7 protein-coding genes and 3 pseudogenes are annotated in these 15,322 nt (G+C 39.3%); 5 read left to right on the top strand and 5 right to left on the bottom strand.

The window, feature by feature from the left end; translation table 11 throughout:
* Positions 1–637: 637 nt before the first annotated feature.
* The 5 genes and pseudogenes from NMC31_RS16880 to NMC31_RS16860 all read right to left on the bottom strand — a co-directional run.
* Positions 638–1,075 (bottom strand): annotated as a pseudogene (locus NMC31_RS16880) (integrase core domain-containing protein); the annotation flags it as partial.
* A 102-nt stretch (positions 1,076–1,177) separates the two neighbouring features.
* On the bottom strand, positions 1,178–1,408 hold the full coding sequence (locus NMC31_RS16875; RefSeq protein ID WP_097365577.1) for a hypothetical protein: 231 nt from the start codon (positions 1,406–1,408) through the stop codon (positions 1,178–1,180).
* Positions 1,409–1,525: 117 nt separating this feature from the next.
* Positions 1,526–3,277, bottom strand: coding sequence for a UvrD-helicase domain-containing protein (locus NMC31_RS16870; protein ID WP_223610845.1), 1,752 nt, complete (start codon positions 3,275–3,277; stop codon positions 1,526–1,528).
* Position 3,278: 1 nt separating this feature from the next.
* Complete coding sequence (locus NMC31_RS16865) at positions 3,279–5,399, bottom strand: ATP-dependent nuclease (RefSeq protein WP_097365576.1); 2,121 nt, start codon at positions 5,397–5,399, stop codon at positions 3,279–3,281.
* 759 nt (positions 5,400–6,158) lie between these two features.
* A pseudogene (locus tag NMC31_RS16860) lies at positions 6,159–6,405 on the bottom strand (integrase core domain-containing protein); the annotation flags it as partial.
* A 202-nt stretch (positions 6,406–6,607) separates the two neighbouring features.
* Between NMC31_RS16860 and NMC31_RS16855 the strand changes: the two are divergent.
* The 5 genes and pseudogenes from NMC31_RS16855 to NMC31_RS16835 all read left to right on the top strand — a co-directional run bounded on the left by NMC31_RS16855 (position 6,608) and on the right by NMC31_RS16835 (position 15,120).
* Positions 6,608–8,155, top strand: coding sequence for a type I restriction-modification system subunit M (locus tag NMC31_RS16855; protein ID WP_049205064.1), 1,548 nt, complete (start codon positions 6,608–6,610; stop codon positions 8,153–8,155).
* A complete protein-coding gene (locus NMC31_RS16850) occupies positions 8,152–9,333 on the top strand; it encodes a restriction endonuclease subunit S (RefSeq protein WP_253898565.1) in 1,182 nt (393 codons plus the stop codon). The genes NMC31_RS16855 and NMC31_RS16850 overlap by 4 nt, the downstream gene beginning before the upstream one ends.
* A 58-nt stretch (positions 9,334–9,391) precedes the next feature.
* On the top strand, positions 9,392–12,631 hold the full coding sequence (locus NMC31_RS16845) for a type I restriction endonuclease subunit R (protein WP_253898564.1): 3,240 nt from the start codon (positions 9,392–9,394) through the stop codon (positions 12,629–12,631).
* A gap of 208 nt (positions 12,632–12,839) precedes the next feature.
* Positions 12,840–13,987: pseudogene (locus NMC31_RS16840) on the top strand (IS3 family transposase).
* 146 nt (positions 13,988–14,133) lie between these two features.
* Positions 14,134–15,120: an ankyrin repeat domain-containing protein gene (locus NMC31_RS16835; RefSeq protein WP_049205056.1), complete on the top strand. Its 987-nt coding sequence runs from the start codon at positions 14,134–14,136 to the stop codon at positions 15,118–15,120.
* Positions 15,121–15,322 lie beyond the last annotated feature (202 nt).

Below are 15,322 nucleotides of genomic sequence, written 5' to 3'. Positions count from 1 at the left end.
ATGGAACCGCACACGCAGAACCACGCTGATTTTTAATCTAGCGTCGTATTGATGATACAATCTCAACCCTATGAGCTGAATTTCATCGGCGGCGTTGACGCGACCCAATGCGCTATCCTGGTCACGCATGAGAACCGAAATTCTCACTAACGCATTAAAAGTAAAGAGAATGGAAAAACGAATTCGATGAGTACGATTGACAATTTAGACGCCCACACTCCAATGATGCAGCAGTATAAATTTAAACTAATAACTTATTGATTTTAAAAATATATTTATAAAAAATTAGAGTTAAGCTACAAATGAGCTACAAATGAGCTGTAAATTATAAAAGCGAAACCATCTCGCTTTTATGTACGTTTTACCAAAACTATGAACATGACATTCGTCATAGATTCATAAATATGTTTTATAAACATATTAAATTCTCTTTTTACTCTGGTTTGTTTCACTATCTAAATGGTTTGACATAATTGGAGAAAGTATGCTTTTTTCTTTTTTTGCAATTAAAGCCGTTATATCTATATTATCGCAATCCAGATTATCTCCCCACCAATGCATAAATTTATTCACTGCGGGAGTCATATACTTTTTAACCTGGTACCCCCCCCATTTTTAACGGAGGTGATAAGTAGAATCAGGTCATGCGTTGAATATGCTGCATCGGCGTGAAGCCATTCAGTGCCATATTCGGACGTTCGTGATTATAAAACCATTGCCACTGCGTGGCATAGCCCTGCAATTCGTCCAGTGAGTTAAACAGGTGCTGGCCCAGCCAGTCATAACGTACCGTCCGGTTATATCGCTCAATACAGGCATTCTGTTGAGGTTTGCCAGGCTGAATAAAACGAAGTGTTATATTCTGCTGAGCTGCCCATGACATCAGTACCTTGCTGGTATATTCTGGCCCGTTATCGCATCGTATTGCTGCCGGTTTACCTTTCCATTCAATGAGTTGTTCGAGAGTCCTCACTACACGATTTGCTGGCAGGGAAAAATCCACTTCAATCGCCAGTGCTTCACGATTAAAGTCATCGATGACATTCAGTAAACGGACGGAGCGACCATCTGATACCGGTGTTCCGGCCTCGGCTTGCTTCAGAATGGACATGATCTGGCTGTCAGTAAAACGTGATTTTTTCATAGCGCTCTCCCCGGTTCAGATTACGAGAAAATTCTACTTATAAACACACCGGTTTTTCGGGGGGATTACCACCTCATGATATTCATTATTCGTAAAAATAGAAGATATTACCTTCAAGTTATCAACTTCGATTTCTCTAACAACTATTCTAAATATATCTTCCGTAGGATGAAAATTAGTTTCCTCTAATGTCATATTGAATTTATCAAGCACCTCATTCATAAGTAAGTTAACTTCATCGAATGCTTTTTTATATTTACTCATTATAATACTCCTTTTATTTGCATTATAGAAAACATTTAATATAGGATATATTTAAAATGTCAAGCATCATAACGGTTGGAATATTTATAATTTTCATTATAGATATGAAATACAACCTCATAATTGAGGTGTAATCCTATATGGATAGCCTCCATTTGTTTTACAGCCTGATTCAGATATCATATATAAATGTTTTTTTGCTCGTGATGAAATGACATAAAGAAGTCTACGGGCAACATAATTCTGATGTTCAAGACTGCACCCTATAATATCATTCCAGTTAGGTATTTTTCCATTAAGCAGGCTGGTGCAAATGACGACCTCAAACTCATCACCCTTTGTTGAGTGACAAGTCGTTATTTTTATGCCACTTTTTGAATTAAAAAACGAATGCAAGTCATTTGCTTTATAAGTCATCTTATACTTACTCATTCTATTTTGAGTGGCATCAATCAAAGATTCTGCTTCTTTGAAGTAATAGCTTTCAGAATTGCAATCAATATGCACATAGTCACAAAAACAACTAATCACTTTATTTATCCAATCAGAAATATCACAATCATAATCAATTGTAATAGCTATTTTATTTATCCACTTCATCATTTGCTTTGAGGATAAAGATTCAGTCCATGGTTCTAAAACGTCTAATTGTTTGTGAAAATCACGAAGCAATTTCTGTCTCAGATTGAAATTATTAGGTGTTTTTTTAATTAAAAGCAATTTAATCAGATTCAGCCAAAAGTTCTCATTATTCTTTGGTATTGGAGAAACCATTACTCCATCTATTTCAAAATGAGGATTCAGAGCAATAATCTCATTAGATAATTTAATTACATCAAACCAACCTGGACACAAAACTGCGATCTCATTAGGAGGGGTACCTTTTCCTAAGTGAATATTAATTACACTTGAAATGTATGACGATAATTGAGTAAAGTCTATTGTGCTTTCAGTGACAAGAACTGATTTAAACTCTTTATACTCTGAAAGAGAATGGATCTTATATGGCTCATCTTTATATTTACTATAAAAATCAATAATTGATTGACTACTTCTAAAGCAACCAGTCAATCTCATCTCAGCCAAGTCATCAAGCTCAAAAAAATCTATTAATTCACTTCTATTCTTTACAATAGCTCCAAGCCCAGTATAAATAGCCTGTTCCTTATCCCCTATTAACGACACGATGGTATTTTTTTTCGTAACAATGAGCCGTAATATTTCATACTGTATATGAGATGTATCCTGATATTCATCCACCAGAATATGCTTTAAAAGCAATGAGAGTCGTTCACATAACAAATCATATTTATCCAGAAGACGACATGATAGATTAAGAATTAAGTCGAAATCTATTAAACGATTGGAATTTAGATAAGTATGGTATTCCATTACAACGGAATGCTCTTTTTGGCCAGGATGATAAAGTGGCTTGAAATTTAAATTCAATGCCGTATTTACCTTATCATGAATTGATAATTTATATTTTTCTTTTATCTCATTAATTAAAAATTCCTTTTCATGCTCATCAATTACACTAAAACCTTTTCGAAGTCTTGGTATTCTATCCACATTAGGCTTAATAATCCAATTAAGACAGAAACTATGTATTGTACCAATCCATAACGAATCACTATCGATTCCGAATGACATGATTCTTTCAAGAATCGTGTCTGCCGCTATATTGGTATATGTTAAAGCAATTATTTTTTTCTTACCTATTTTAAATAATTCTTTATTCTCTAATATATAGCATAGTTTTGATACTAATGTCTTAGTTTTACCCGAACCAGGACAAGCAGTTAACAATAAGTGATCATCGAATCTGACCGCATCCATTTGTTCGGAAGTTAAATTTCTGTATGGCATATCACAACTCCATAAAGCGAACAAAAGTATCACTAAAACATTCTTTATATTGTGTTAATTTACTGGCTAAATCAGGCTTACTATTTATGGTATTGAATTCCTTCTCACAATCCTCCCCCATATATGACATATTGTAGGAAAGTATTTTCTCATATATAGTATTAAGTTCACGATCTCCAAGAGCAAACTTAACTGCACTCAAAATATAGTCGGGAATTCTATTATTAACATTAAGATGTTCAACCATACTCGTGGCTAACCAACCTTTACCTATTTTGTTTGCGAACATTAATGCTCTTTTATAACGAACTCTCTTATCAGTCGATGAGATCTCGGCCACTGCTTTCTTATAGTTTGCTTCTTGCTTATAAGCAGTCTTCATTACTGATATAAACAGTTTTTTATTCTGCAAATATTTAATAAGCTCAGTCTCAAATGTATTCGTTGCATAATAAGCATTAACAAATTCATTATTACTTGCATACTTATCCAACTCTACTTTTCTTCTTAACCCATCAACTTCAGCATTAACTAAAGATTGAACAAATTCCTCATCAAATATTTCATCACTTTCTTTTACATATGCCGAATCCAGATCGGTCAATATTGCACATTTCCGCTTCAAACGATGTTTATTAAAAAGATTTGATATATGTGTAAATACTGTTCCATCTACTTTTATTAAACTAATACCTAATTCATCTAAACTGATTCCCAATGTCGCCTTTACCATTGCTGGTATCAGTATTAATTCAGCATCACCTTCGACAAGAATTACACTTTTTGCAAATAAAATATCACTACGAATTGCATCGAGATATCTTTCAATGGATGATATTTCTTTTGGTTTTAATCCATTTGAAGGCTGGTAAACATCAGTATAACCCTTTTGACGGGATAAAATATTCATCGAAGAGATCTTGGATACAGAACTAATTTGAGTTGAATGTGTAGAAACAAAAACTTGAGTATTTTTGAAATTAAAGTTATCGAATAATGTTTTTTGAATATGAGTATGAATATGAGCTTCTGGTTCCTCTATTAACAGAAAATGAGTAATATGATCCTCGCTATCTCTAATTTCTTCATATTCATAGAGTTTCAAAGCAAGGTAAATAAGATTAGCCCCACCAAGGCTTAAATCATCAATACGGCCAGAACCATCATAATCTAAGGAGTCTTCAACCACTAAGCCAAGTGATTGAATTAATTCAGTAAAATCTTCTGGGAGTTGTGATGATACTAAAATTTTTGGTGAATAAGTTGAACCAACAGTATTAATTAATGATGATGATATTTTATTACTTAACCTTTCAATTTCAGGTATGGATGATATTTTTGAATTTATTTCCTTAACATTATCAACGATATCATCTCTATCATCAATTTGTTTACTTTTTAAAGTTAACAGCTTATAGAGTGGATTAGTCTTATAATATTTAAGATCAGCTACAACATTTCGCAGTGCTTTAACATAAGTACAAGCGACCTCACTACCTAAAGCGAAGTAAGGTGGTTTTTTTATTCCTAAAGATCCAGCATCATCATCATTTGGATTAGGGAAAATATATTTATTGAAATCTCCAACTATAGTTTCATAGATTTCATTGTCATTGAAATCAACTTTAGTTCTGACAAATGCAACAGCTTCATAGGTTTCTTTAGATATAATATGATTAGATATAAATTCTTTGAAAGCAATCCGTCGTTTATTGGTCGTGGCATTTTCAGTTGTTAATTCATACAATTTTTTCCTAATATGAAACTTAGGTCTGAATATAAAAGTATAATTCCCATTCGTTATAGATTTATCATTCCCATCGTTAAGTGTATAGTTAGCAAGAACTTGTTCTTCTTCAGATTCACTTAAATCATCGAAATGGAGTGTGATTATGATCCAATGTCCAAATGGCTCACCTATGCCACGATGAAAGTCTTCATTAAGGAGTATCCTCGAATTCATAGGAAGAGAATCATCTAAAATAAGTCTGATGGCATTAAATAGGTTTGTTTTACCTGAAGCATTCTCACCAATGATTGTATTTACTGAGTTTTTTACAAAGTAGAAATTTGAATTACGAAAATTTTTATAGTTTCTGATTGATAACTTATTGATATACATAGAAATATACTAACTCCCTGTTTCATTTTTTCTATACATCAGATTACTCCATTGTAAGCGAAGCACCAAGACCAACTGTTCAAAAAGCTTAGTTAAGTCAAGGAAAAGCAATGTTGACCTTAATTGATCAAGTAAGTCTGATGATTCACTCAGAACAGACATGCTCCTGGAACACCTCATTACGGGGATTATGGAGTTTCTCACACACAATCGAAGCAGCCAATTCAGGGCTTGTTCTGCGTTGTAACAGAAGCGTACGAAATCAACATAAGCAAAGTTTTACGTATTTCTTGCAAGGGTCGCCGTTGCATGAATTTTTTCACTCTTATAACTAAAGCAAGGGCTAACTCAGCGAAGCCGCTGCGCTTGCTTCTTCGAGTTCCCCTTGCTTTTCTGCTCTTCGGTTAGAAAAGAAACCAAACCGCTACCAACCTTGAATATCTATTTTTTTGAATAGGTCCCCCCTCCTTAACTACCACTATCAAAAATAGAAAAATCATCTTACAAATAACCCCACACACATCATTTTAGATTGCGACCTTATTAAATTAAAAATTCAACCTTAGATGGAATTTAATGTATAAGGAATGTCTTACTGTAATGGAGAATTTTAAACATTAAAAATTATAGATATGGTTTGTCATAGCCTGTACATCTATTCACCCCATGCATATGCACTAAAAAAGCATTTTTTGAATACTGGAGTTGCCCCTGCTAAAACGGACACGGCTAATTAACTGCTAATATGGCATCAAGATATTAGCGTGGCGATTTCATGTTCAACCCCTTGTGTGGATGCAGATTATTATAATCCTCTATCCATTCTGCCATTTTTCCATCACTGAGACTGCATCCGGCAGATCATTTACTTACACGTAATTCCGCTTGAACGTCTTTACAAACGATTCTGCCATGCCGTTGCTTTCCGGATGCGTACTGGTGTAGTACACACGATGAACCCCAGTGAACTGGCGAATGTGCGCGTGGCATCGGCTATGCTGCAATTATGCCAATGACAGTGGCTCCATTGACGGCAATGACCTGACATCTACAATCCCGCTACAAAGCACTTACTCCATGAGTCATTGCACTTGCTGAGCTAAACAAACACACTAAAACCAGATAATAATTAATCGCTGTATAAGCTCGTAACAAGCGGAACTTTAAGGCAAAATAGGGCCATCTTCCCCCTTCACAAGGTTACGCTAATGGCCAGAAAACCTAAAGAAATCAAAACAGACCCGTTAGAGGTCATCCTGTGGAAAGCAGCTGACAAGCTACGTAAGAACATTGATGCAGCCGAGTACAAGCATGTCGTGCTGGGCCTGATTTTCCTTAAGTATATTTCTGATTCTTTTGAATCTCATTATGAGTTGCTGAAGGCTGGTGAAGGCGAGTTCACAGGCGCTGACCCGGAAGATAAAGACGAGTACACTGCTTACAACATTTTCTTTGTCCCTGAGCTTGCACGCTGGAACTATCTAATATCTAAGGCCAAGCTACCCGAAATCGGTAAGCTGGTTGATGATGCTATGGAGCTTATCGAAGCGGGTAACCCACAGCTAAAAGGTGTGTTGCCGAAAGTCTACGCTCGCCAGAACCTCGACGCCACTGTACTGGGTGAACTGATAGATCTGATTGGCAACATTGCACTGGGAGATGCCAAAGCGCGTTCTGCTGATGTATTAGGCCACGTATTCGAATACTTCCTTGGTGAATTTGCACTGGCAGAAGGCAAACAGGGCGGTCAGTTCTATACGCCAAAATCCATCGTAAGCCTGCTGGTTAACATGCTGGAACCCTATAAAGGCCGAGTCTTTGACCCTTGCTGCGGTTCCGGTGGTATGTTCGTTCAGTCAGAAAAATTTGTTGAAGCGCATCAGGGAAATATTGACGATATTTCGATTTACGGTCAGGAATCCAACCAGACCACCTGGCGTCTGGCAAAAATGAACCTGGCTATCCGGGGTATCAATTCAGAACACGTCCGCTGGAACAGTGAAGGCTCATTCCTTAACGATGCCCACAAAGATCTAAAATCTGATTTTATCATTGCCAATCCACCGTTTAACGTGTCTGACTGGTCCGGTGAGCAGCTTCGTGGCGATGCCCGTTGGCAATACGGTATCCCACCTACCGGGAATGCTAACTTTGCCTGGATGCAGCATTTTCTGTATCACCTGTCGCCAAAAGGTCAGGCTGGTGTTGTACTGGCAAAAGGGGCTTTAACATCTAAAAGTTCTGGTGAAGGTGATATCCGTGCCGCACTGGTAAAAGATGCCAATGTGATTGACTGTATCGTAAATTTACCTGCAAAACTGTTCCTGAACACCCAGATCCCTGCGGCGTTATGGTTTATGCGTCGTGATCGTGAAAATAGCAGCCAATATCGTGATCGCAGTAAAGAAATTCTATTTATTGATGCCCGTAATCTCGGTAATCTAATTAATCGTCGTACCAAAGTGCTTTCTGACGACGATATCAAGACCATTGCGGATACCTACCATAACTGGCGCAATAAAGGTGGTGAATATGAAGATATCCCTGGATTCTGTGCGTCCGTAGACATTAATGAAGTTGCTAAACTTGATTATGTGCTGACGCCTGGCCGTTATGTTGGTCTTGCTGATGAAGAAGACGATTTCGACTTTAAAGAACGGTTTACGGCTCTTAAAGCGGAGTTTGAGGCGCAACTGGAAGAAGAAGCGCGTCTAAATAAATCTATCGCTGAAAATCTGGCGAAGGTGGTACTATGAGTGAATGGGTGGTTAAAAATTTAGATGAAGTTGTTGAATACTTCATTGATTACAGAGGGAAAACACCTGTTAAAACAGGTTCAGGCATACCACTTATCACGGCCAAAATTGTCAAAGATGGATGTTTACAAACACCTACTGAATTTATTTCGGTCGAGGATTACCCACTATGGATGACTCGTGGCTATCCAGAAGTAAACGATGTTGTTTTAACCACAGAAGCTCCATTGGGTGAAGTTGCACTTATCAAGAATAAAAATGTCGCCCTTGCTCAACGAATTATTACCCTAAGAGGGTATAAAAACATCCTGGATAATAAATTTCTAAAATATTGGTTGCAATCAGAACAAGGCCAATATGAACTTGAATCACGAGCGTCCGGCACAACCGTTTTTGGTATTAAATCATCTATCCTTAAAAAAATTCCAATATCTCTGCCACCTTATAATGAGCAAGTTGCTATAAGTTCTGTATTGTATTCTATTGATGAAAAAAAAGATCTGCTTCATCGCCAGAATAAAACACTTGAATCTATGGCTGAAACGATATTCAGGAAGTGGTTTATTGAGGAGCCGCAGGAGGAATGGGATACAGTGCCTTTAAGTAAAGTAGCTACTTTTACGAATGGTTTAGCTTGTCAAAAATTCCCTGCAATTTCAGGGGAGCCAAGCATGCCTGTTTTGAAGATAAAAGAGCTTAGTTCTGGTATATCTTCGAACACTGATTTAGCTACTGCTAACATCAAAGAAGATTATATAGTAAATCATGGTGATGTTATTTTTGCTTGGTCTGCATCTCTAATGGTAAAAATTTGGTCAGGGCCTGTTTGTGTGCTTAATCAACATTTATTCAAAGTTACATCGGATACATACCCTAAATGGTTTTATTTAGAATGGTGTAAACATTATTTAAAAGAATTCATTAGTATATCTCAAAGTCATGCAACGACAATGGGGCATATTAAAAGAAAAGATCTTGACGAAGCTATGGTAAAAATCCCTTCGAACAATGAATTAGTTAATATGACGGCGAAAATTGGGCCATTACTTGATCAAAGAATAGAAAAAATGAGGCAAATCCGAACCCTCGAAACCCTGCGCGATACTCTACTTCCTAAACTGATGAGCGGTGATGTACGGGTTCAGTATGCAGAAGAAGCAATCGCATCAGTAGCATAAAATAATTAAGCGGGCTCACAACCCGCTATCTGGTTAAGCAGCAATAAGGACAGTACGCATGGCAAAGATGACCGAATCCGATATTGAAGTAATGGCGATTGAGTACCTGCAAGGGCTGGGTTATGAATACGTTTACGGCCCGGACATTGAACCCAGTGGAATCAATCCGTTACGTAGCTATCAGCAGGTTATCCTTGAAGATAAAGTGCGTACAGCATTGCAACGAATTAACCCGCACCTTAGTGAGCAGAAGTGTGAGGAAGCGCTAAAACAGGTGATGCAGATAAGCACACCTGATCTGATGGCAAACAATCTGGCCTTTCATCGCCTGTTGACCGAAGGAATCAATATCGAAGTCAGCAAGGATGGTAATACACAAGGAGAGCTGGCCTGCCTGATCGACTTTAACGATCCCACGAATAATGAATTTTTGGTTGTGAACCAGATAACCATTAAAGAAGGCAATCATACCCGCCGACCAGACCTTATTTTATTCATCAACGGTCTGCCGTTAGTCGTTATCGAACTTAAAAATGCCGCTGACGAAAATGCAACGGTTGCAGGTGCTTATAACCAGATAAAAACGTATCAGAACCAAATCCCCAGCCTGTTTACCTACAATGCCTTTAATGTTGTTTCAGACGGACTGGAAGCCAAAGCGGGAACGGTTTCCGCCGATTTCAGTCGTTATATGACATGGAAAACCGCTAATGGTAAAACACAAGCTACCAGTACCCAACCACAGCTCGAAGTTTTATTACAGGGGTTGCTTAATCCTGTAACGCTGTTGGATGTGATCCGCCACTTTATCGTGTTTGAAGCCAGCAAACATGAAGACAGCAAAGGGATTATCAGTATCCGTACCGTTAAAAAAATGGCTGCTTATCACCAGTACTACGCGGTTAATGCAGCAGTACTTTCCACTATTCGTGCCTCAGGTGTAAATGCAGATTCCCCCTCTGCCGAAGTAGCACTGCGCCAGCAGGGACGTAACAGTAAAGTTCTTGTTAATGCGCAAAAAACCGGAGATCGTAAAGCGGGGGTCGTGTGGCATACCCAGGGTTCCGGTAAATCGCTTTCGATGGTGTTTTATACCGGGAAGATTGTACTGGCGCTGAATAATCCAACAGTGGTAGTGATCACTGACCGTAACGATTTGGATGATCAGCTATTCGGTACGTTTTCTTCTGCCACTCAGCTACTTCGTCAGACACCAAAACAGGCCAACAACCGGGAAGAACTCAAAGAATATTTGCGTGTCGCCTCTGGCGGTGTGGTGTTTACTACTATTCAAAAATTCCAGCCTGATGATGGCAGCAATATCTATGAGTTGCTGTCCGACAGAACTAATATTGTCGTTATCGCTGATGAAGCACACCGTTCCCAGTACGGTTTCAGCGCCAAAGAAGTTGACGTGAAAGACAGCGAAGGCAACGTAACAGGTAAACGCACCGTTTACGGCTTTGCCAAATATATGCGTGATGCCTTGCCCAATGCTACCTATCTTGGCTTTACCGGAACCCCCATAGAAAAAACGGACGTAAACACACCTGCTGTTTTTGGTAACTACGTTGATATCTACGATATCTCACAGGCCGTAGAAGACGGTGCAACCGTGCGTATCTTCTATGAAAGCCGTCTTGCCAAAATTGCCATCAGTGACGAAGGTCGCCAGCTAATTGAAGACTTCGACGATGAGTTTAACGAAGACGAGCTGACGCTTACCCAGAAAGAACGGTCTAAATGGGCCAGAATCGAAGGTTTGATTGGCAGTTCAAAACGTATTAAAGCTATTGCGGCGGATATGGTTCAGCACTTTGAACAGCGCTTAAACTCTAATGCCGATCATGGCAAGGGCATGATTGTCACCATGTCCCGTCGTATTGCTGCTGAACTTTATAAAGAAATCATAGAGTTAAAACCTGAATGGCACAGCGATAATCTAAATGATGGCGTGATTAAAGTCGTCATGACCTCTTCTGCTGCTGACGGACCAGAAATCGCTAAACACCACACCACAAAAAAAGAACGTCAGGTTTTGGCTAATCGTATGAAGGATGACGACGACAAGCTGAAACTGGTGATAGTGCGTGATATGTGGTTAACCGGCTTCGACGCTCCCAGCATGCATACGCTGTATATCGACAAACCAATGAAAGGCCACAACCTCATGCAGGCAATTGCCCGTGTGAACCGTGTGTATAAAGATAAGATAGGCGGTCTGGTTGTTGACTATCTGGGCATTGCCTCTGATTTAAAAGAAGCCCTCTCCTTTTACTCTGATGCAGGTGGACGTGGAGATCCTGCTGAGGTTCAGGAAGAAGCTGTAACGCTCATGCAGGAAAAGCTGGAAATCCTGGAAGGCATGATGCATGGCTACGATTACAAAGCTTACTTTGCCGCAACTACTTCACAACGCCTGACAATTATTCTTGAATCAGAAAACCATATTTTAGGGCTGGATAACGGTAAAGGTAAAATGCGTTTCCTGGCTGCGGTTGCAGCCTTGTCGCAGGCATTTGCATTGGCGACACCGCACGATAAAGCAATGGAAGCGGCACCCGAAGTAGCATTCTTCCAGGCAGTAAAAGCCAGACTGAATAAATTTACTGAAAACTCAGACGGATCAGAAGAAGAACACAATGACAGTCTGGAAGTTCGGGTAAAACAGACTATCGATCAGGCTCTGGTTACCGATAAAGTTGTTGATATTTTTGACGCTGCTGGGATACAAAAGCCAGATATTTCCGTTCTTTCTGAAGAATTCCTTCAGGAAATGAAGGATTACCAACACAGAAATATTGCTTTGGAAACGCTTAAAAAACTGCTTTCTGACGAGATTAAGGTTCGCTCGAATCAAAGTATCACCCAAGGCAAAAAACTGATTGATATGCTGACCTCTGCAATCAATGGCTACCAGAACAAGGTACTGACCGCAGCGGAGGTAATTGATGAGCTAATCAAGCTTGCCAAGACTATCCAGGAATCTGACAGCCTTGCCAGCCAGTTAAACCTCAGCGCTTATGAATATGCCTTCTATTCTGCTGTTGCAGATAACGACAGTGCTCGCGAGTTAATGGAAAAGGAAAAACTACGAGAACTGGCAGTCGTACTTACAGAGGCTATCCGCAACAATGTCAGTCTTGACTGGACAGTGAAAGAAGCAGCAAGAGCAAAAATTCGCGTGGTGGTAAAACGTCTGCTCAAAAAATATGGTTATCCACCCGATATGTCCTTGCTCGCCACAGAGACCATTTTGAAGCAGGCTGAACTTTTAGCTGGAGAATTAGGAAAATGATTCCCCTAAATTTTAACATACAAACTATTTTAAGTTATACAGGAGAAGCTAATGGATAGCAGGCCATATCTTAAAACAGTACTATATATACTATCACTATGGCTTCTATTTTTATCATTATTAATTATGTCCTACGATAAGGTTTTGAATCGCCACGGGTTTAACAGACACCTCAGAGTCATTTAAGATGGCTTAAAGAGAGGTGCCCATGAGCGGTAAGCGTTATCCCGAAGAGTTTAAAACTGAAGCAGTCAAACAGGTTGTTGATCGCGGTTATTCTGTTGCCAGCGTTGCAACACGTCTCGATATCACCACCCACAGCCTTTATGCCTGGATAAAGAAGTACGGTCCGGATTCTTCCACTAATAAAGAACAGTCAGATGCTCAGGCCGAGATCCGCCGTCTCTAGAAAGAGCTGAAACGGGTTACCGACGAACGGGACATATTAAAAAAAGCTGCGGCGTACTTCGCAAAGCTGTCCGACTGAGGTACGCCTTTATCCGTGACAACTCCTGTTGCTGGCCTGTTCGCCTGCTCTGTCGGGTGCTGGATGTTCATCCGAGTGGTTTTTACGCCTGGCTTCAGCAGCCGCATTCACAACGCCATCAGGCAGACCTGAGACTGACAGGACAGATTAAACAGTTCTGGCTGGAATCGGGATGCGTCTATGGTTATCGCAAAATCCATCTGGATCTGCGTGACAGCGGGCAACAGTGCGGAATAAACAGAGTCTGGAGACTGATGAAACGTGTCGGAATAAAGGCTCAGGTCGGATACCGAAGCCCGCGGGCACGTAAAGGCGAGGCCAGTATCGTGTCACCCAACAGGCTCCAGCGACAGTTCAATCCGGATGCTCCTGATGAGCGTTGGGTAACGGACATAACCTACATCAGGACCCACGAAGGCTGGCTGTATCTTGCCGTTGTTGTTGATCTGTTCTCACGCAAAATTATCGGCTGGTCCATGCAATCCCGGATGACAAAGGACATTGTCCTGAACGCACTGCTGATGGCTGTATGGCGGCGTAATCCCGAAAAACAGGTGCTGGTTCATTCGGATCAGGGCAGTCAGTACACAAGCCATGAGTGGCAGTCGTTCCTGAAATCACACGGCCTGGAGGGTAGCATGAGCCGTCGCGGTAACTGCCATGATAATGCGGTTGCAGAAAGTTTTTTCCAGTTGTTGAAACGTGAACGGATAAAGAAAAAGATCTACGGAACGCGAGAAGAAGCCCGCAGTGATATTTTTGATCACATCGAAATGTTTTATAACAGTAAGCGTCGGCATGGTTCTAGCGATCAGATGTCACCGACAGAATATGAAAACCAGTATTATCAACGGCTCGGAAGTGTCTAGATTATCCGTGGCGATTCAGTTCCATAAGTTAAGAATAACCTCAAGCAAACCAAATCAGATACCCCCTAATAAAACAAAAATAAATTTGAATACCGTAAAATCTGGTGTCATTAATATCTTGAAAACAACAAAAAAGGAGATAAATAATGATATCAAGAGAAAATAATAAAAATAACCTATTCCGTGTAAAGTCTAAAAATGGTGTCCTTCGTTGCCTTAAGGCTGGCATGGATATAAATATGTGCAATAGTAAAGGTCAAACTGCTCTTTTTACCTGTAATGTACCTGAAGCTATACAGGCAATGATTGACGCTGACATTGACATTCACCACTTGGATAATGACGGTAATAATGCATTATTCTATGCTCAAAATGTTGAAACAGTGGAACTTCTTGTCAGCAATGGTATTAATGTTAACCACCGGAATAAGTCAGGCACCCTTGCGATTCAACATATTGATGTTTCACCAGGGTTAGTAAAATATCTTATCAAAGCTGGACTAGATATCCATACCAAAGATAGCTATGGCAACTCCTTTCTTTTCATTCCATTTGAAGGATATGTATACGATGCACTCATTGAGGCTGGTTGCGACATTAATCATAAAAATTTAAGCGGGCAGACAGCATTCGATTACTGGCAGTCAGAAAACCACAGCATAGCTGGTAAATATACTCACTGGGAATCTAAAAACGATAACTACATTCGTTTTCTTATCCGTAATATTCATCTTAAAGACAGTTCAAAAATTGTATTCACGAACATTACATTTAAATCAATTGAGCTGTTGTCGTTACTTATAAAGCAAAAAAATGAATTTGAGATAAGTGATAAGTGCATTATCACACCAACAAATGCCGACGTTAAAAAATTAATTTTACAACTAAAGAAACTGACAGACATTAGTCATGTTTGGTTTTACATAAACAGTACATATCTACTGACTCACTATGTAGGAAGACTGCTAATTAAATGGTTAATATGTCATGATATAAAAGTTGATATAGAATCACTAAAAGAACGCTACTTCTATGAAGAAATCCTCCAGGAAAAATCACAGAGAGAGCAAAAGGTTTTACGAACAACGCTTCAACCAGTTACCTGTAAAGCAATTACAAAAAAAAGATTATGAATTGAATCTGCCTGAACACTCTCCCCTTGGCTTTAACCTTTAGTTAGATAGCCAAGGGGTGCTAACATCATTAATTTAATACAAAGCCCCACATTGCACCTTAGCACTTTGATAAATTTATTTTTTAAAACACCCTCATCGCCAATTCATACAATATCAATCACTACTCTCAAACCAAATCAATCAAATAAAACACAGCACT

The organism is Pseudocitrobacter vendiensis (assembly GCF_943590815.1).
Lineage (GTDB): Bacteria > Pseudomonadota > Gammaproteobacteria > Enterobacterales > Enterobacteriaceae > Pseudocitrobacter > Pseudocitrobacter vendiensis.
Note: the sequence above shows the minus strand (reverse complement) of the source record. Positions and strands in the feature narration are given on the sequence as shown.